The sequence below is a fragment of the Streptomyces javensis genome, assembly GCF_039525925.1.
In the GTDB taxonomy this organism is placed as follows: Bacteria; Actinomycetota; Actinomycetes; order Streptomycetales; family Streptomycetaceae; genus Streptomyces; species Streptomyces asiaticus.
The window spans coordinates 1-17821 of the sequence record NZ_BAAAIF010000093.1 but is presented as its reverse complement, the minus strand read 5'-3'; the positions used below and the strand labels follow the sequence as shown (position 1 = coordinate 17821).

Here is a 17821-nt window from a genome sequence, read left to right as displayed (position 1 = left end):
GTTAAGGGTAATGATGACCCGTGCTGCCGTGATCGATTGCGCCACCGAATACTACGATTCCGGGGAATTCCTCGCCGACCTGGGCCGCCGGGTCGCGTTCGCGACCGAAAGCCAGGACCGGGCCGGGGCGCGGACGCTGCGTTCCTACCTCACCGACGAGCTGGCCCCTGCGCTCACCGGCCGGCTGGGCTGCGAGGCGCGCGTCATCGACAACCCCGCCGGCGACTACCCGCTGCTCGTGGCGACCCGGCACGAGGGCGATGAGATGCCGACGGTGCTGGTCTACGGCCACGGCGACGTCGTCCTCGGCGAGCCGGAGCGGTGGCGGCCCGGCCTCGATCCGTGGCAGGTCGTGGTCGAGGGCGACCGCTGGTACGGCCGCGGCACCGCCGACAACAAGGGCCAGCACACCATCAACTTCGCGGCACTCGAGCAAGTGCTCCGCGTGCGCGGTCGGCTCGGCTTCAACCTCAAGGTGCTGGTCGAGACCGGGGAGGAGTCCGGCTCGCCGGGCCTGCGCACGGTCTGCGCCCAGTTGCGGGACGAGCTCGCCGCCGACGTACTGATCGCGTCCGACGGGCCGCGCGTGGCCGCGGAGCGGCCGACGCTGTTCCTCGGTTCACGCGGCTCCACCCCGTTCACGCTGCGGGTCGACCTGCGCGAGGGCTCCTACCATTCCGGCAACTGGGGCGGTCTGCTGCGCAACCCGGCGACCGTGCTGGGGGCGGCGCTCGCCTCCATCGTCGACGCGCGGGGCCGCATCCTCGTCTCCGGTCTGCGGCCGCGGGAGGTCCCCGAGAACGTCCGGGAAGCCCTGCGCGACATCGCGGTCGGCGGCGGACCGGACGATCCGCCCGTCGACGACGGCTGGGGCGAACCCGGTCTCACCCCGGCCGAGCGCCTCGTCGGCTGGAACAGCGTCGAGGTGCTCTCGCTCGCCGCCGGCAACCCGGACACCCCGGTCAACGCCATTCCCGGCAGTGCCCACGCGCACTGCCAGCTCCGGTCCGTGGTCGGCACCGACGTCGACAAGCTCGGCGTCATCCTCCGTACCCACCTGGACGACCACGGATTTGCCATGGTCGACGTCGAGGTCGGCCCGACCATGCCGCCGACCCGGACCGATCCGGACGACCCCTGGGTGCACTGGGCGCTCGGCTCGATCAGCCGCACCACCGGCGCGGAACCGGCGCTGCTGCCGAACCTCGGCGGCAGCCTTCCCAACGACGCCTTCGCAGGCGCGCTCGGGTTGTGCACGCTCTGGATCCCGCACTCCTACCCCGCCTGCGCCCAGCACGCCCCGGACGAGCACCTGCTGGCCCCGGTGGCGCGGGAGGGCCTGCGCATCATGGCCGGCCTGTTCTGGGACCTCGGCGAGGACTCTCCCGTGAGGAGTCACCCATGACCACACGGACCGTAGCCCCCGAGGCACCACCGGTGAAGGTGCACCGCGTCATCGTCGCCGCGTCCATCGGGAACGCGCTGGAATGGTTCGACATCCTCGTCTACGGCTTCTTCGCCGCGACGATCTCGGAACAGTTCTTCCCCACCGCCGACGAGACCGTGTCGCTGCTGCTGACGCTCGGCACGTTCGCGGTGGCCTATGTGGTCCGTCCGCTGGGGGCACTCGTGCTCGGCGCGTATGCCGACCGTGCCGGGCGCAAGCGTGCGCTCATGGTGTCGATCCGGCTCATGATGGCCGCGACGCTGCTCATCGCGATCATGCCGCCGTACGCGACGATCGGGCTCGTCGCGCCGATCGCGATCCTGATCGCCCGGCTCCTCCAGGGCTTCTCCGCGGGCGGGGAGTTCGGCAGCGCCACCGCGTTCCTCGTCGAGCACAGGCCCGAGAAGCGCGGCTTCATGGCCAGCTGGCAGTTCGCGAGCCAGGGCTTCGCGACGCTGCTCGCGTCGGCGTTCGGCACGGTGCTCACGGCCACGCTGTCCGACGCGCAGCTGGAGTCGTGGGGTTGGCGCATCCCGTTCCTCTTCGGTCTGCTGATCGGCCCGGTCGGCTACTACATCAGGCGTTACGTCGGCGAGGCCGGTGAGTTCGTCAAGACCGCGGACCAGGAACGCGCGCCGGTGAAGGAGACGTTCCGTACCCAGAAGGACCGCATGTTCGTGGCCATGGGCGCGCTCGCCGTGTCCACCGCGATCAGCTACTTCATCACCTACATGCCCACGTTCGCGGTGAAGGAACTGGACCTGCCGGCATCGACCGGATTCGCCTCCACTCTGGTCACCGGGATCGTGCTGACCGGCCTGACTCCCGTGGTGGGTCACCTGTCGGACCGGTTCGGCCGCACCCGGATCATGCTGATCTTCGCGGCGCTGATCCTCGCGCTGGTGTACCCGAGCCTCGCGTTCCTGGTCGCCGCCCCGGGCTTCGGGGTGATACTGGGCGTGATGTTCCTGGTCGGCGTGTTGAAGGCCGGTTACTTCGCGCCACTGCCCGCGATGATGGCGGAGCTGTTCCCCGTCACCAACCGGGCCACCGGCCTGGCGGTGAGCTACAACATCGCCGTGATGCTGTTCGGCGGCACCACACCGCTGATCATCGTCTGGCTCGTCGATGTGACCGGCAGCAAGCTCGCGCCGACCTTCTACCTGATGTTCCTGGCCCTACTCAGCCTGTCCTGCGTGGCGTTCGCGCGGCGCAGGCTCGACATCCACTGATCGGAGATATCCCTTGTCCCTCAACGACTTCGACCGCTACCCGCTGCTGTTCGGCCCGTCGCCAGTGCACCGCCTGGAGCGCCTGACCAAGCACCTGGGCGGCGCGGACATCTGGGCCAAGCGCGAGGACTGCAACTCCGGCATCGCCTACGGCGGCAACAAGACCCGCAAGCTGGAGTACCTCGTCGCCGATGCCCTGGCGCAGGGCTGCGACACGCTCGTGTCGATCGGCGGCGTGCAGTCCAACCACACGCGCCAGGTCGCGGCGGTCGCGGCCCGGGCGGGGCTCAAGTGCGTGCTGATCCAGGAAAGCTGGGTCGCCTGGCCGGACGCGGTGTACGACAAGGTCGGCAACATCCTGCTGTCCCGGCTCGCCGGAGCGGACGTACGGCTGGTGAAGGCGGGGTTCGGCATCGGGTTCAAGGAGAGCTGGGAGCAGGCGATCGCGGAGATCGAGGCGGCGGGCGGCAAGCCCTACGCGATCCCCGCCGGCGCCTCGGACCACCGGCTCGGCGGGCTGGGCTTCGCGAACTGGGCGTTCGAGGTGGCGGAGCAGGAGCAGCAGCTCGGGGTCTTCTTCGACACCATCGTGGTGTGCTCGGTCACCGGCAGCACCCAGGCCGGCATGATCGCCGGATTCGCCGCGCTGGGCGGGCGGCCGCGGCGGATCCTCGGCATCGACGCCTCGGCCAAGCCCAAGGAGACCTGGGACCAGGTGGCCCGGATCGCGCGCGGAACCGCGTCGCTCATCGGCCTGGACCGGGAGCTCACCCACGACGAGATCCTGCTCGACGAGCGCTACCACGCGGGCACCTACGGCATCCCGGACGACTCCACCATGGACGCGATGCGGCTGGCCGCACGGACCGATGGCATGATCACCGACCCGGTGTACGAGGGCAAGTCCATGGCGGGCCTCATCGACCTCGTCACCCGAGGCGAGATCGCCAAGGACGCCAAGGTGCTCTACGCCCACCTCGGCGGGCAGCCGGCACTGAACGGCTACAGCGCCCTGTTCGGGTAGGCGTCAACCGGAGAGCGCCGGTGAGGTCTACCCGTCCTCACGGCCCGCCCCGGGCGGAGATCGCGTGTCGGCAAGGCCTTTCGCGCGGTCAGGCGCCGAGCGTCCGCCGCTCGGGACGTGAGCACGGCCGAGCGCGGCAAGAAGAACACGGCGAGCTGCCCTACCGAGATCCCTCGATACCTGGTGGCGACTGACCGTGGCAGCGGGAAGGGGGATGGGGGATGGGGGATGGGGGCACCGGGTCGCGGTCTGGTGACGGTGGCGTTCACCCCCTCCCACCGTGCCGCCTCGGATTTCGCCACCAGCCCCCGTGCCTCGAAGTGACGTGAAAGTCCTTCGCACGGAGCGCCAACTCCTTGACCGTGGCGCAACGTCGGCTCCGCCCGCAACGATATCCACCGAGGGCATGCCGCAGGTGGTGCGGACCGAGCGGATGAGGTCAGCGGGCGCGGAGAACTCCCACCCCGCGGCGACATCCGCGGGGGCGGGGACGCCCGCGCGGAGCTCGCGCCGCTCCGGGTCGCCGGGCGGTTCGGTCGGGGCGGTCCCCCGAGGAGGTTCTCGTGAAGGGTCACGGGTGGCCGTGTGCCGCGCGCGACGGCCCACGTGGAGGGCCGGGCCACCCGATCCGTTCGGCTCACGCGTCCTTGGTGAACAGTCGCCCCGCGTTCCGTGTCGTGAGGTCCCGCCAGCTCTGCGTGGCGGACGGCTGCGGCGCGGAGTCGACGGACTCGACCTGGGCCTTGACCAGCGGGGGCGGGGTCCAGCAGTAGTCGCTGCCGTAGAGAACGTGGTCCACGCCGAAGGCCGCGGCCAGGGCCGGGATCTGGCGCGGAAACGGCGTCCCTGCCATGTCGTACCAGAGGCGGCCGAACGCTTCGACGGCGCCCGGTGCGTCGGCGGGCAGCAGGTCCATCATGCCGCTCAGCAGCTCCATCCGGTCGGCGAGCAGCGGCAGCGGTCCGCCGCCGTGCGGCAGGATCCAGCGGATGTGCGGATACCGGGTCAGTACGCCGTTGAAGTACAGGTCGCTCGCGGCGCGGGCGGTGTCGAAGGGGAACTCCAGCATCGGCCGTGGCCGGCCCAGGGCGAGTTCATCGGCGTGCGGCGGGGACGTGGGGTGGACGAATACGATGGCGCCGCGCCACTCGAGCTGCGCCCACAGCGGCTCGAACGCCGGGTCGCCGAGATAGCGGCCCCCGTGGTGAGTCTTGACGGCCACACCGTCCGCGCCGAGTACGTCGAAGGCGCGGTCGGCTTCGACGAGGGAGCCCTCGACATCGGGCAGCGGCAGGGTGGCGAAGTGGCCGAACCTCGTGGGGTGGTCGGCGCCGACCTCTGCGGCGAAGTCATTGACGACGCGGGCGAGGGTGCGGGCCGCGCCGTCGTCCCCGAAGTGCACGCCCGGCGACGAGACCGACAGATAGGACTTCTCGATGCCCGAGCGCTCCATCAGGTCGAGATGCTGTTCGACGCTCCACGCCGGCCAGTCGGGCATTCCGTCCGGCTGCTCGATGCCGGCGGCACGAGCCGCGGCGACATAGCTGTCGGTGACGAAGTGGGCGTGCACATCGATGAGTCGAGTGGTTTCGGCTGCCATAAGGGACTCCTGGCTCAGCGGCTTTTGTGTGTGCCACTGTAGGAACTCGGTCCGATGATTGGCGTGGTCGACTCCAATGAATGAAAGCCCTGCACCGCTACCTGCGCTGGCGCAACGCCAACGCCCGCCACCCCGACGTGCTCGCCGCCCAGCGCAAGGAACGCGCCCGCATCCGCGGCGAGAAGGGCATCCGCTGGGGCGGACGACACCGGTTGGCGGCGTGACCGGCCCGGTCGCCCTTCATCTCACGTCACCAGCCTCCCCGACGTCGCTGTTACGGACCAGTTGGATCAAGTCCCAGCGGTTCCCATACAGATCCTTGAAGACGGCGACCGTGCCGTAGGGCTCCTGCCGCGGTATCTCTTCGAACACAACCCCGGCTGCCCTCATGCGCTCGTAGTCGCGCTCGAACGCCTCGGTGTTCAAAAACCACCCAACACGGCCGCCGGTCTGGTCGCCGATACGAGCCTCTTGCCCACCGGTCACGGCCCGGGCCAGGAGCACCGCCGATTCCCTCGCCCCGGGTGGAGCGACGACAACCCAGCGTTTCCGGTCATCGATTCGGGTGTCCTCCAAGAGGGAGAACCCCAGCACGTTCACGTAGAAAGCGATGGCCTCGTCGTAGTCACGCACGACCACGGTCACCAGTCCGAGATAAGGCATCCGACGATCTTGCCCGTCAGCAGCGTGGCCGAACCACCCCAATCCGGCGAACGTATGCGGTCAGAGCATTAGGCACGACCTGGTGCGGCGAGACCGGGCCATCCGGTTGCGCGAGCGCCAGCCGCATTCCATTCTCAACGGGCCCCACGAGCCCCACGGGCCTACGGCCGTATCCCTCCCACGGGCAGACCGGGCCGGGTCCGGGGACGGCAATGGGTGGTTCCGGGCAGCCCGACCGTCCCCGCCCCGCGCGGTCAGGCCATTTCGACGTAGCGGTGGACCCGGTCGAAGCGCCGGGCCGCCAAGTCCCGGCGGCGGATCACCCAGTGGGCCACGCCGGAGTCCAGTTCCGTGACGTCGTCGCCGCACCTCCAGGTGGCCAGGAGAGCCCAGTCGTCGGCGCCCTCTCCGTGGGCCGCACCGCCCTGCTCGGAGGGTCCGGCCTCCTCGGGACCACGGGCGTAGTGGACGGGGTCGTTCTGGGGCGAGACCGGATGGCCGCCGATCTGCAAGGCCCAGGAAGGGCGGTAGCCGCCCCCGTCTGCCCAGGCGTCGGCGAGTTCGTCGGCGAGTTCGAACTGCTCGTCCTCGGGGAGGCCGCCCCATCTGTCGAGAGCGAAGCTCTCCGGCATCTGCGCGCTCGGCTGGTGCCAGACCGTGCGGAGCTCACGCGGCCGGTACGGCTCGCGCCGGCTGTGTTCGAGGGGGCTCGGTGTTGTCGGGGTCCCGGTGGGGACGAACAGCACCGCGTCGGACACCTGTCCTCCGATGCCGTGCACATCGGTGCCGGAGAAGAGGAGCAGGTGGCCGTCGGCGGGGAGCGGGAGACCGGTGACGCCCGGCGGGAGAGCCGCGAGGTCGACGGAGGCCACGAAGGGCTCGGACGGCCTCGGCACGCCGTGCGGCAGCATGGGGTCGCCGCCGACCCGGGCCAGGAGGGGACCGTTACCGCCCTCCGCCAAGTACACCGCCGGACGGGCGACACGTATCCATTCCTCCACCTCCTCCGACGGCAGATCCCGGGATGCCGCCTCGGCCCGGAAGCGGTTCACTCTGTCCATGCTCGCGTCGGTCACCGGGCCACCCTAACGGGCTCATGGGCGGGCATGGGCAGGACCGAACTCGCCTGAAGGCAAGGCGATTTGGCGCTACCTACCTTTGACGCGTGATGTCGGCAGGGGCTGACGACGTGTGATCGGTGCGTTATGCCGGTTGCGTGAGATGTCTGCAAGGTGGAGATGTCCGCAAGGTGGCGGGCCGACGCCCGAACGGCAGGCGTCTCGCTAGCGGATCCGGCTGGAGGCCGCCGAGCGATTCGCTGCCCGTGCCTCCAACCCGCACGCTGACCACCCGCCTGGTCCTGCTGCGGGCCGGCGCGCGTGCAATTGTGGCAATGTGACCGGGAGGGCAGCATGGCCCGGCAGCGGGGGTCGACCCACCCCACGACATTGATCAGGTCATTGCCGCAGCGGCCCGGCGCGGGGTGCGCATCGCTTTCGTAGCCGAAACTCACGTGCACAACGACTACGTCACGGGCGGCTTGGAGCTGGCCCGCGTGACTGGTGCCGACTACCTGGTGCCGGCCGGGGCGTCGGTCGCCTTCGCTCGCACCCCCGTCGCCGACGGCGACACCGCGACGGTGGACGAGGGCGGTCGATCTCACTCCGCCGGGCCGTGCGGACGGCGAGGAGATCGCCTCCCGGCTGGCCTCGGGCGAGTGGGTGGTGGACCTGCGCAGCCGCATGGCCTTCGCCGAGGGGCACGTGGCCGGCTCAACTTCGAGGGCCAGGGCGAGCTCGCCACCTACCTGGCCCGGTTGATCCCGTGGGGCAAGCCTGTCACCAACGTGCCGGACAACACAGCTAGGTGGCTCGCTGGCCTCGGGCACGGTCGGGCCGTGGTCTCGCAGGCCGGTTCGGTCCTGCTGGTCGGAAGCGTCCGCAAGGCCGGCCATGACCAAGCCATATGGCCAGCCCTCGCCCCCTGGCGGAAGCTCCGGGCCCTCCACGGACCCCGTCGCAGCGCGACGAGATCACGATCCAGACCAAGGCGGGAATCGTGATGGCCGTACTACGACTTCTCTCACGAGCACATCATCACATCGATCGAGGGCTCACTCGCGGCCCTGCGGACTGACCGCATCGACATCCTGCCGCTGTACCGCCCCGACGCGCTTGGCGAGCCTGAAGAGGTGGCCCGCGCCTTCGATGAGCTCGAATCCTCGGGCAAGGTGCGCGCCTTCGGTGTCTCGAACCAGACCCCACGCCAGATCGACCTGCTGCGCAGGTACGTGCGTCAGCCATCGTGGCCAACCAGCTTCAGCTCTCGATCACACACGCGCCGATCATCGCTCAAGGGATCGCTGCGAACATGCTTGCGGAGCAGCAGTCGGCCACCCTCGACGGGGGAAGGATCGTCGACTACTGCCGTCTGAACGACATCACATCCAGGCGTGGTCTCCCTTCCAGGCCGGTTTCTTCACGGGTGTCTTCCTCGGCTCCCGGAATACCTTGGGCTCAACGCCGTTATTGACCGCCTAGTCGGCCAGTACGACGTCCCCGCCATCGCGATCGCGACTGCCTGGATCACCCGCCACCCCGCTCAGATGCAGGTCGTGCTCGGCACCACCAACCCGGAGCGCGTCGCGGACGCCGCCCAGGGCTCCGAACTTCGACTCACCCGGGCCGAGTGGTACGAACTGTTCCGCGCCGCCGGCCGCCTGGTTCCCTGAATCCGGATGCGGGGCACCACCTGATCACCCCACAAACGTTGGCGCGGTGCCCCGCCGACGACCCCGCTCGCACTCCACGCCCTCTTCGTCGACCTGCTCCAGGGAGGGGGCGGCCGAGCGCCTCCAGCAGCATGACCGGTGCGGATCTGAATCCGAGGGGGCCCGGCTGTCAGCTGCCGGGGTGAGCGGCGGTCTTCAGCTTCCAGCCCTCACCGGTGCAGCCGGCTGGTAGGGGAGGGAACCGGTGGCCTTTGACGTCCGTGCTGTAGTCGTGCGCCTGGCCGCAGTCGCACTCGTAGATCCCGGACTCCGGCACGATCTCTCCAGGGTGATGGACATCGCCGCTTTCCTCGCTCATGCGTCCTGTTTACGGCAGGTCCGGGCTGCCCGCGATCCAGGCGTGCCGTACGAAGTCGCTGTCGGGCCGTTCGGCGAACCGCCACAGCGACGGCCTCGCGAATGGCTGAAACCCGGCACCTGCCCGGGCCGCGTCGGCACCTCTCACGTCCGAGCCCGGGACGGTCAGGGGTGCAGGGCGTTGGCGATCCACTTGATCATCATCGGCATGATCTGGTCGAGCTTGTTGAGGGCGCAGTGGCTGCCGCCGGGAATGAGCTCGACCTGCGTGTTCGGCCGGCGGTTGAATACCGTTGTGTCCGCGATCGGGACGTGCACATCCCGATCGCCGTTGATCACCAGCATCGGGCAGTTGTCCTGGGTGGTCAGCAGTCCGTCGAGGGCGAAGGGCCCGGCGGCGGTGATGAGGGCGTCCATGTCCGGCCTGGTGGTGAAGCCGACGGCGTTGCCGAGAATGTCGGACATGCCGAAGAGCGGGGGTTTTGCAAGCCGTGATGCGTGCGGGCTCACCTGCGGCGGCGGGCGGCAGGGTCGCGGTTGGAGATGTGCGGGGCGACCGCGTCTGCGTGATCGGGTATCGGCCCGGATGCGGTGCTGCTGTGTGGACTTGTGGGGAGGGGATTGTCAGTGTCCGGCGCCGACCGGGTCCGGCGTCAGCATGTTTGCCTGGGTCATGTCCCCAGGTTGTCCGTCACGGGCAGGCACTCGGCGAGCAGGTCGAGGAGGTCGCGCCAGGCTCGCTGCGCGTGCCGTGGGTGGTAGCCGACGCCGGGGACGACGGGGTGGTCGACCGGGGGGTGGTGGAAGGCGTGCAAGGCGCCGCCGTAGACCGTGAGGCGCCAGTCGACGCCGGCGGCCTGCATCTCAGTGGTGAACGCGTTCCGTTGCGCGGGCGGCATGATGGGGTCTTCCGACCCGACCCCGGCCCACACCGGGCAGCGGATGCGTGCGGCCTCGCCCGGTCGGCCCGTGGTCAGTGCGTTGACTGTCCCGATCGCGCGCAGGCTGACGCCGTCGCGCCCGAGTTCCAGCCCGACGGCGCCCCCGGTGCCGTAGCCGATGGCGGCGATCCGGTCGGGGTCGGTCCGTGGTTCGGTGCGCAGCACCTCGAGCGCCGCATGGCCGATGTGCCGCATCCGGTCGGGATCAGCGAGCAGTGGCATGCAACGGGCCAGCATCTCCTCGGGGTCACCCAGATAGCGGCCGCCGTGAAGGTCGAAGGCCAGCGCCGCATATCCCAGCTCGGCGAGAGCATCGGCCCGGCGGCGCTCGACGTCGCTGAGCCCCATGCCCTCTGGTCCGAGCAGCACCGCGGGCCGGCGGTCGGCACCGGCCGGGAGTGCGAGGTGCCCGATCATCGTCAAACCGTCGGCCGGGTACTCGACCGTACGCGTCGTAATCGTCGTCATGAGGCTGGACTGTAGTGATCGTCGAGCCCGGTCCGGCCGGTGTTCTGCCGCGGGCAGATGCTCAACATCACCACCAGCGACACTGAGCCGAATGGGAGACGGGGGCCGGGTGCTCAGGGCTTCAAGATCATCTCGTTGTCCCTTTGGCGCGTATCTCGGCCACGCCCCCAGCGGGGCCCGTGCGGAGTCCGCCTAGCGCATCGCGGTCTTCTCGTCGGGGCTGAAGACTTCCGCACGGTGGAGGGGCCGGGGCCGGGGCCGTGGACCATGGCCTGTTCGAGTTGCCGGTCGACGCGGAGCCGCTCCGAGGTGGCGTCCTGTCCCCGCATCGACGTGCTGATCCGGTGGTTGCCGGGGCCTGGCTGGTTGTGTTGGCGGTCTGGTTGTTGATCAGCAGGTGGAGGTTCGCCGTGCTGGGCCACCGGCGGCGCCGGTGGCCCACCCGGTCCGTCAGGGGCTTTCGGGTGAAGTCGTCGAGAGATCGGGCGTGTCCGGCGATGGTCAGCCGGCGGTTGCCGAGGGCGATGTCGTCGAGGGCGAGGGTGGCGGTCTGGGCGGCCCGGGCGGCGTGGGCAGCCGCGCACGTGGGGTCGGGTCGTGCCGCCGGGGTGGTGGCCGCCGTGACGGAGCGCTCGGCCTGTTCCGGCAGAAGCGGTTGGAGCACGCCGTGCTCGCTCTGCCGGGCCCTGATGCGGCTGGTGGAGTTGTGGGAGGCCAGCCCGTGCCGTGTGGCCCAGGTGAACGGCGGCCGCAGGGCGACGAGTTGGTCGCGCGGCTGGTGACCGTGGAATGTTTTGATGTAAGTGAGGACGTCGTCGCGGGTTACTTCCCGCAGGTGGTCATAGCGGTTCGACCACTCCAGCAAGGCTGGTTGACCGAGTCGATGACCTGCCGCAGCGGCTTGAACAGCGGAGTGCCCGGCCACCCCGGCTCGCCTTTTGGGGCCGGTCGCAGCAGCGGGATGTCCGCTCGGCCGGCTCGTTTTGGAAGCTCCGGCCGAAGTAGTTCTCGTCGCCGATCAGCGTCTGGGCAGATCTGGGCGGGACGCGCGGCGGCGGGGCCGGGCTCGGCGGAGTGGAGATCGAGCGGGGTCTTGTGTTCGTCGGTCTTGGCGCCGGTCGGGGGGAGGGCGGCGGGGAGGCCCTGGAGGGTGCACACCAGGCGCGGCCGCAGGTCCCAGAAGAGGCGGCTATGGCTGGCGCAGCGGCCGTACTCGGCCCATCCGGTCAGGTCGGAGGGTTTGTCGGTCTCGCGGGAGTGGCCGCGTTCCCTCGGGGTGGAGTGCGTGTTCCATACGTCGTCGCTCCACACCGAGGTATCGGTGGCCGGCAGCCGGGTGACCTGCCGAAGCAGTCCGGTGCCTTTGCGGAGCCGCTTGTTGTAGCCGGGCTGCTTCGGCAGGTACGGGAAGGGGCGCCGCAGGTGGGAACGGGCGCGGCGGAGCCATCTGGCCTCGGAGGTGAAGCCGGGCATGGCCTGCGTCATCGCCAGGGTGACCAGTTCGGCGTCGGTGAGAGGCGGGGTGATCCCCACGGCCGGCCGCCCTGGTGCGAGACGCGGGGGTGTCTTCAGCAGGTCGTCGGTCTTCATGTTGAGTGCGGTCCTGAGGGTGTCCAGCTCTGTTTTCACCCTGACGTTGGGCGTCCTTGTCCCGTGCGTGCAGCCGATCCCTGGGAATCGATCATCTGGTGGTGCTGGGTCGGGAAACCAGCGGAAGGATGTCGGCCGGGCAGGCTGCGGCGCACCGTCCGCGGATCGGCCCGACCGGAGCCGGCGGCCCGGTGGGTTGGCCCGGGCCGCTCTACCGGCGCCGCGTCAGTGTCCCTGGTGACCGCGTGGTTCACGCTCGCGGTCCCGATCCGCGTGCCGGGCGCGGCTCATGCCTGGGCGGATGCGCCCGTCGCCGCCGCGATCAGGGCGTCCGCCGCCGCGCGGGAGGCCGCGGCCACCGTGGGGTCGTGGTCCATCAGGGCAGAGATGCCGGCGCCGTCGTAGAGGAGTTGGAGCTGGTGGGCCAAGGCGTCGGGGTCGGCGGCGCCGGCCTGGTCGGCGAGGCGGGTGAAGAGTTCGCGCATCCAGCCGCGGAAGGCGTCCGCCGCTTCCTGGACCAGCCCGCCGGGGCTGGCCTCCGCGCCGGCGCGGATGAAGGCGCAGCCGTGGAAGTCGGGCCGGTCGAACTGCCGCCCCTGGGACTCGAAGACCGCCAGCATCTGCTCGCGGGGCGTGTCGCGCTCCGCGACGGCCCGGGTGATCCGGTCGGCGGTGCCCGCGTGCCGGGTGTCGAGGTAGGCCCGGACGAGCTGCTCCTTGCCGCCGAAGGTGTTGTACAGCGACGCCTTGGCCACGCCCGCGTGCTCGATGACCCGGTCGATCCCGACGCTCTGCACGCCCTCGGCGTAGAACAGCTCGTTCGCGGCGGCGAGCAGGCGCTCACGCGCCGACGGCTTCGCGGTGCTCTGGACACTCGCCATGACGGTTACTCCTTCAGACAGATCTGTCTACATTATGCCCCGGCCGCGCCCCTTTGGCCGGGTCCCGGCCGGAGGCCACCCCTCAGGCGCTGCCGCCGACCCGCTCGCCCGGCAGGACCGCCGTCCCGTCTCGGCCGCCGCGCTCCAGCCTGAGCAGTGCGAACGCCGCGAGGACGATCACGGCGACGCCGTACTCCTGCGCGGTGGCGGTCAGTCCGCCCCCGTGGACGACGAGGAACCCGGCGATCACGGCGGGCACCCCCATGCCCAGGTAGGAGACGATGAAGAGCAGCGACAGCACCCCGGAGCTCTCGTGCGGCCGGGCCAGCGGCATCACCGTACGGATGCCGCCCTGGAACCCGCTGCCGAAGCCGACGCCCGCGAGGGCGGTGCCGGCGAAGAAGCCGGCGGGGGAGGAGCCGCGGATCGAGACGAGGGTGAGGACCACCCCGGCGATCAGCGCGAGGATGCCGGTGAGCATCACCGTCCGGGCCGCCGCCTTCCGCAGGACCAGCACGGAGACGGCGGCCACCCCGGCGAGCACGAACAGGCTCAGCCCGCCCAGGACTTCGGACCTGGAACCGGTCAGCTGCCGGGCGAGGGAGGGGCCGAGCGACCCGTACAGCCCGGCCAGCGCCCAGACGGAGAACAGCACCGGCGCGGCCACCAGCATCGGGCGGCGTACGGCGCGCGGCAGCTTGATCTCCGGCGCCAGGCTGGCCAGCGCCCCCGGCTTGCGGATCACCGTCTCCGCCATCAGCGCGACGGCGACGGCCTGGAGGACGAAGACCGCCAGCAGCCCGAGGTAGACCAGATGCGTGGGGGCGGGCAGGAACTGGACGACGAGGCCGGAGACCAGCGCGCCGGTCGCCGTGCCGATGCCCGGGACGACCGCGTTGGTGATCGTGCCGCGCGGCCGGTCGATGTCCATCATCCCCGCCCCGATCGCGCCGAGCGCGGCGCCGGTCGACAGTCCCTGGAGTATCCGGGCGATCATCAGCCCCGGCACGCCGTCGGCGGTGGCGAACACGACCATCGAGATGGCCTGCGCCGCCAGCGCGGCCAGCAGCACCGGCCGCCTGCCGACGTGGTCGGAGAGCTTGCCCATGGTGAGCAGCCCGAGCAGCACGGCCACCGCGTAGACGCCGAAGACCACGGTGGTGGTGATCGGGTCGAAGCCCCATTCAGCCTGGTAAACCGCATAGAGCGGGGTCGGCGCGCTGGAGGCCGCCAGCAACGAGATGGTGATCGAGGCGAGTACGTACAGCGCCACGTTCGGCGGCAGCCGCCGGCCCCGCGCGGATACGCCGGCGGAGTCGGATCCGGAAGTGGATCCGGCGTCGGCGGGCGCCGCACACGAGGTGCGCGCCGGTTTGGCCGCCGGGACGACCGAGCGATTCGTCATGACCGTTCCCATCCGAAGTGCGAGTAGACCTGTCTGTCTAATCGCGGATATTAGACAGACAGGTCTACTCAGGTCAAGCGGGAGAGGCGAGCGCCGCCCGGGGCGCGCTCACGGGCTCACGGCGGACTTCGGGCCTGCGAGGCCGGGCCTACCGCTCCGAAGCTGCCCAGGTGAGCTGCTTCACTTCCATCCGGACGGCCGGCGCGCCCTCGCATCGCTGCCCGCCGCGATCTGCCACAACGACCACACAGGGCAGCCCGTCCTGCGCCCACTGACCGCCCATGACCACCGACCCCTTGGAATCGGCCATCGAGGTCGACGGCGGGTACGGGAAGCTCGACCGGGACGGCGCCGAGGCGGATGCGGACGGTTCCGTCTGTCTCCACGGTGTGGTCGGTGGTGAGGCGGGAGATCGCTGCGGGCCATTGCGCATAGAGGAGCAAGAGCAGGCCGGCCAGGCGGTCTTCGGTCCTGAGTGTGTCGCCGTGCAGCTTCATCTGCCGCGAGAAGGAAGGATGCATACGTCTCGCGCTGGACACTGCGGCGCCACTGGGCGTGCGCGGCCGATGTCTCAGCTCGCACAGCATCGAAAGCAGCCCGATACGTTGCCTCGGCTTGGGCAGTACCTGCGCGTCCCGTCTCCTCTGCCGCACGTACGGAGGCGTGCATCTGCCACCGACCCAGCAGGAGTGCCGTAGGTATGCCGATCGCGGCGACGGCTGCGGCGACGAGGGCGCCTATGCCTTGAAGGTCCATAGCTCATCGTGTCCTATTGATCCGAAATTCAAAGGGTTCTATTCGAGGATGTAGCGGACGTGTGGTCCGCCGAAGTAGCCGCGGACGATGTGGGGCTGGCGTTGGCGGCGGTGGAAGAACCTGCGCGGCTCGGCGGCGTGTTGGGCCTGGTCGCGGGCCCGGCTGTGCATCGGAAGGCTCCGTTTGAGGCCGGCGTTGACCTTCTCGTCGGGGTTCAGTTCGGGCGAGTACGACGGCAGGAAGTGCAGCTCGATCCGGTCGGGGTGATCGGCGAGCCAGGCACGGACCTTGCGGGAGTGGTGCCTGGAGTGGCCGTCCAGGATGAGGTGGACCTTGCGGTCGAAGTGGCCTGCGAGGCGGTCCAGGAAGCGGCACATCACGTCCGCGTCGAAGGTCTCGGTGAACACCATGAAGTGCATCCGGCCCTTCGTGCTGATCGCGGACATCGCGTTGATCGAGAACCGGTTGCCCGTTCGGCGCACGACCGGGGTGCACCCCCTGGCGCCCCAGGTGTGACCGGTGACCTGGTCGGACCGGATACCGACCTGGTCAGCGAAGAGCACCTCACCGCTCTCGGCCTTCGCCTTCACGTGGATCCTGGGCCACGTTTCCTCCCGCCAGACCCGGACCACTGACCTCGACCCGGACCACTGACCTCGAGCGTGCTATCGAATCCGAGGCCGATGACCCTGGCCTTCTGTTCGAAATGATCACGCTGGACACGATGGAGTCGGGTCTCGCGGCATGTGCCCAGCAGTGGGCATCGCTGCTCTCCTCCCCGGTGGAAGTACCGGCGGACGACGCCACCAGGTTCTTCGGCTTGTTCCGAGCACTACTCCTCGAACCGGAAAGGGATGTGGCAGAGGCGGCCGAGATGTTCCTCGCTGAGGGCTGGAACCCCGATGCCGTCAGAGAGCGGCTCCACTATCTGACGGAACTCTCCAGTGCGAGCGATGAACCGGCTGACCGCGCGCGGCGTTGCCACCAGGTCATCGCACGGCGCATGTCGCCATGACTCAGCTTGCCTTCCCAGGCTTCGCCACGACCTTGGCCGGGGGCTTCTCGCGCCGGTCGAGGTAGTTCTGGAAGGCGGTTGGTCGGCGGGGCATGGGGGCTTCCTCGGTGGGTGGCAGTCCGCTGAGGCGTTGGATGTTGACGGCGATGGCCGTCAGGACGTGCTGGATGTGGGCCTTTCCCTGTCCTCGGCAGCGGCAGCGGCGCATGCCGTGTCCGTGGGCGAATTCGTTGACCGTGCCCTCCACTCCGGAGCGGACCGTGTAACGGGCCTTCCACTGGGGCGTCTGGTGCTCGGTGCGGACGCGGAGCTGTAGGTCGCGGAGTTCGCGTGGGGGAAAACCCACGGTGCGGGCGCTGTTGACGGTAGACGTGCAGCGGGATCGGACGGGGCAGGGGCGGCACTGGCTCTTGATGAACCGGGTCACGGTCAGCGGGGCCGCGGTGGGTGAGGAGGTCGGGTAGGGGCCATGCCAGCCCTGGCTGACTTGTCCCTGGGGGCAGGTGACCCGCCGGCGGTCGTAGTCGATGTAGAAGTCGTCCCGGGCGAAGCCCTCGTTCTGGCGGTGCTGACGGGTGGGGTTGCTCCGCAGCGGCCCGGAGACGGTGACCTGGTGTTCACGGGCGGCTTGGTCCAGGTGGGGCAGGGAGGTGTAGCAGGCATCGACCAGGTGCTCTGCGGGCGGCAGTCCGCGACGCGCCAGGCGTGTGTGGATGCCGGGCAGGACCTGACTGTCGTGGGTGGTGGCCGCGGTGGTCGCCGCGCCGTGATCACGTTGGGTCCGTCGGGACCGCAGGTCTCGGTCAGGTGAGCGGCGGATCCCTTCCAGCTGATGATGTGTCCGTGCCGTGCATAGCGGGCCGAGGTGCCGTAGGAAGAGACGATCGCTCGGGACGAGGGCGGCAGCCCGGGCCCGCCTTCCTTCTCGGCGGTGCGCCAGCGCAGGTGTCCTGCGGCGTCATAGCGGTAGTTCTGCACCATGATCTGGCACAGGGCATGGACACGAGGACCGCAGGTGCGGTCGGCTCCGTGCCGGTCGAGGTGTTCCAGGAGCCGGACGGCATCGTTTCCGGTGGCGAGGATCCTGGTCTTGGGCTTGGTGGGGTTCTTGCCCAGCCGGACCGGCCGGCCGTAGCGGAGCCCCCAGTCCTCATCGACCAGCCCGTCGAGCAGGTGAGGGGGAGGTGCCGGCGACTTCTTCGAGTGCAGCACGGACCGCTTCGGTGATCAGCTCCAGGCGGGTCAGGTCACGCACCGGCGGCCAGGAACACCGGTAGGCCGGTGGCGAGGTTTCCGCTGCGTGCGGCGCCTTTTCCAACGGCCTCCGGTCCGAACCACGCGGGCACCTTTCGATGCACGTAGCTCTCCAGTGACTATCCTGTGGGTGTCGCGGTCGGTTGCCCGGCGTGGATGGCCTGGTGGCAGTCCGCGCAGACCACGAGGGTCTTGCGGCGCCATTTGGTGTGACTGAGCGCTTCAGTTGACCCCTCAGCGTCTCTTATGGCCCGGCTGAGCATCGAGGTCGGCCCGCGGAGTAGCGTTGGTCCGTGCGCCATCGAGTCGAAGGTGACGGAATGGCTGGAGGCGAGTCGGGGGGCCTGCTCTCGCGCGTCGCTCGCCGCAGCGACGAGCCCGTCAGGGAATGTCACTCCGATTCGGCCGCGCGGTACCGGGGAGCGAATTCCTCCTCGACGAAACGTTCGATGGAGGT

17 protein-coding genes and 3 pseudogenes are annotated in these 17821 nt (G+C 69.9%); 8 read left to right on the top strand and 12 right to left on the bottom strand.

Annotation, left to right across the window (positions count from 1 at the left end; translation table 11 throughout):
* The first annotated feature begins 10 nt into the window (after window positions 1–10).
* From ABD329_RS43310 to ABD329_RS43300, 3 genes are read left to right on the top strand one after another with little or no spacing between them, the layout of a single operon-like run.
* Window positions 11–1405, top strand: coding sequence for a M20 family metallopeptidase (locus ABD329_RS43310; protein WP_198281115.1), 1395 nt, complete (start codon window positions 11–13; stop codon window positions 1403–1405).
* Window positions 1402–2679, top strand: coding sequence for an MFS transporter (locus tag ABD329_RS43305; RefSeq protein ID WP_198281114.1), 1278 nt, complete (start codon window positions 1402–1404; stop codon window positions 2677–2679). Before ABD329_RS43310 ends, ABD329_RS43305 begins: the two co-directional genes overlap by 4 nt.
* A gap of 13 nt (window positions 2680–2692) precedes the next feature.
* Window positions 2693–3703 carry a 1-aminocyclopropane-1-carboxylate deaminase gene (locus ABD329_RS43300; RefSeq protein WP_198281113.1) on the top strand — a complete coding sequence of 337 codons (1011 nt, stop codon included), beginning with the start codon at window positions 2693–2695 and terminating at the stop codon, window positions 3701–3703.
* Window positions 3704–4340: 637 nt separating this feature from the next.
* Here ABD329_RS43300 and ABD329_RS43295 read toward each other — a convergent pair.
* The gene (locus ABD329_RS43295; RefSeq protein WP_198280471.1) at window positions 4341–5303 is read right to left on the bottom strand and encodes an amidohydrolase family protein; all 963 of its coding nucleotides are present in this window, start codon (window positions 5301–5303) and stop codon (window positions 4341–4343) included.
* 83 nt (window positions 5304–5386) lie between these two features.
* Between ABD329_RS43295 and ABD329_RS43290 the strand changes: the two are divergent.
* Window positions 5387–5527, top strand: a pseudogene (locus ABD329_RS43290) (integrase); the annotation flags it as partial.
* Window positions 5528–5543: 16 nt separating this feature from the next.
* Here ABD329_RS43290 and ABD329_RS43285 read toward each other — a convergent pair.
* Both ABD329_RS43285 and ABD329_RS43280 read right to left on the bottom strand, forming a co-directional pair.
* Entirely contained in the window at window positions 5544–5966 is a 423-nt protein-coding gene (locus ABD329_RS43285) for a VOC family protein (protein ID WP_198280473.1), read from the bottom strand.
* A 254-nt stretch (window positions 5967–6220) separates the two neighbouring features.
* Window positions 6221–7042 (bottom strand): DUF1963 domain-containing protein, encoded by an 822-nt coding sequence (locus tag ABD329_RS43280; RefSeq protein ID WP_198280474.1) that lies wholly within the window; start codon window positions 7040–7042, stop codon window positions 6221–6223.
* Between the two features lie 338 nt (window positions 7043–7380).
* On the opposite strand from ABD329_RS43280, the pseudogene ABD329_RS43275 reads away from it, so the two are divergent.
* The 3 genes and pseudogenes from ABD329_RS43275 to ABD329_RS43265 all read left to right on the top strand — a co-directional run.
* Window positions 7381–7821: pseudogene (locus tag ABD329_RS43275) on the top strand (MBL fold metallo-hydrolase); the annotation flags it as partial.
* Window positions 7822–8058: 237 nt separating this feature from the next.
* Window positions 8059–8400: an aldo/keto reductase gene (locus ABD329_RS43270; protein WP_344317897.1), complete on the top strand. Its 342-nt coding sequence runs from the start codon at window positions 8059–8061 to the stop codon at window positions 8398–8400.
* A gap of 18 nt (window positions 8401–8418) precedes the next feature.
* The gene (locus ABD329_RS43265) at window positions 8419–8697 is read left to right on the top strand and encodes an aldo/keto reductase (protein ID WP_344317894.1); all 279 of its coding nucleotides are present in this window, start codon (window positions 8419–8421) and stop codon (window positions 8695–8697) included.
* Between the two features lie 169 nt (window positions 8698–8866).
* Here ABD329_RS43265 and ABD329_RS43260 read toward each other — a convergent pair whose 3' ends face one another.
* The 8 genes and pseudogenes from ABD329_RS43260 to ABD329_RS43225 form a co-directional block, all read right to left on the bottom strand.
* Window positions 8867–9055 carry a hypothetical protein gene (locus tag ABD329_RS43260; RefSeq protein ID WP_198280475.1) on the bottom strand — a complete coding sequence of 63 codons (189 nt, stop codon included), beginning with the start codon at window positions 9053–9055 and terminating at the stop codon, window positions 8867–8869.
* A gap of 164 nt (window positions 9056–9219) precedes the next feature.
* On the bottom strand, window positions 9220–9519 hold the full coding sequence (locus ABD329_RS43255; RefSeq protein ID WP_198280476.1) for an alpha/beta fold hydrolase: 300 nt from the start codon (window positions 9517–9519) through the stop codon (window positions 9220–9222).
* A gap of 206 nt (window positions 9520–9725) precedes the next feature.
* Complete coding sequence (locus ABD329_RS43250) at window positions 9726–10463, bottom strand: dienelactone hydrolase family protein (RefSeq protein WP_198280477.1); 738 nt, start codon at window positions 10461–10463, stop codon at window positions 9726–9728.
* 127 nt (window positions 10464–10590) lie between these two features.
* Window positions 10591–11328, bottom strand: coding sequence for a hypothetical protein (locus ABD329_RS43245; RefSeq protein ID WP_198280478.1), 738 nt, complete (start codon window positions 11326–11328; stop codon window positions 10591–10593).
* Window positions 11329–11330: 2 nt separating this feature from the next.
* Window positions 11331–12092: pseudogene (locus ABD329_RS43240) on the bottom strand (transposase family protein); the annotation flags it as partial.
* Between the two features lie 248 nt (window positions 12093–12340).
* On the bottom strand, window positions 12341–12934 hold the full coding sequence (locus tag ABD329_RS43235; RefSeq protein WP_198279905.1) for a TetR/AcrR family transcriptional regulator: 594 nt from the start codon (window positions 12932–12934) through the stop codon (window positions 12341–12343).
* A gap of 82 nt (window positions 12935–13016) precedes the next feature.
* Window positions 13017–14339, bottom strand: a complete 1323-nt coding sequence (locus ABD329_RS43230; RefSeq protein WP_198279904.1) for an MFS transporter — start codon at window positions 14337–14339, stop codon at window positions 13017–13019.
* Between the two features lie 794 nt (window positions 14340–15133).
* On the bottom strand, window positions 15134–15727 hold the full coding sequence (locus ABD329_RS43225) for an IS630 family transposase (protein WP_425574450.1): 594 nt from the start codon (window positions 15725–15727) through the stop codon (window positions 15134–15136).
* Between the two features lie 74 nt (window positions 15728–15801).
* Here ABD329_RS43225 and ABD329_RS43220 point away from each other — a divergent pair, with 74 nt between their 5' ends.
* The gene (locus ABD329_RS43220) at window positions 15802–16110 is read left to right on the top strand and encodes a hypothetical protein (protein ID WP_198279903.1); all 309 of its coding nucleotides are present in this window, start codon (window positions 15802–15804) and stop codon (window positions 16108–16110) included.
* Between the two features lies 1 nt (window position 16111).
* Here the strand turns inward: ABD329_RS43220 and ABD329_RS43215 are convergent, their stop codons facing one another.
* Window positions 16112–16825: a transposase gene (locus ABD329_RS43215; protein WP_344317896.1), complete on the bottom strand. Its 714-nt coding sequence runs from the start codon at window positions 16823–16825 to the stop codon at window positions 16112–16114.
* Window positions 16826–17821 lie beyond the last annotated feature (996 nt).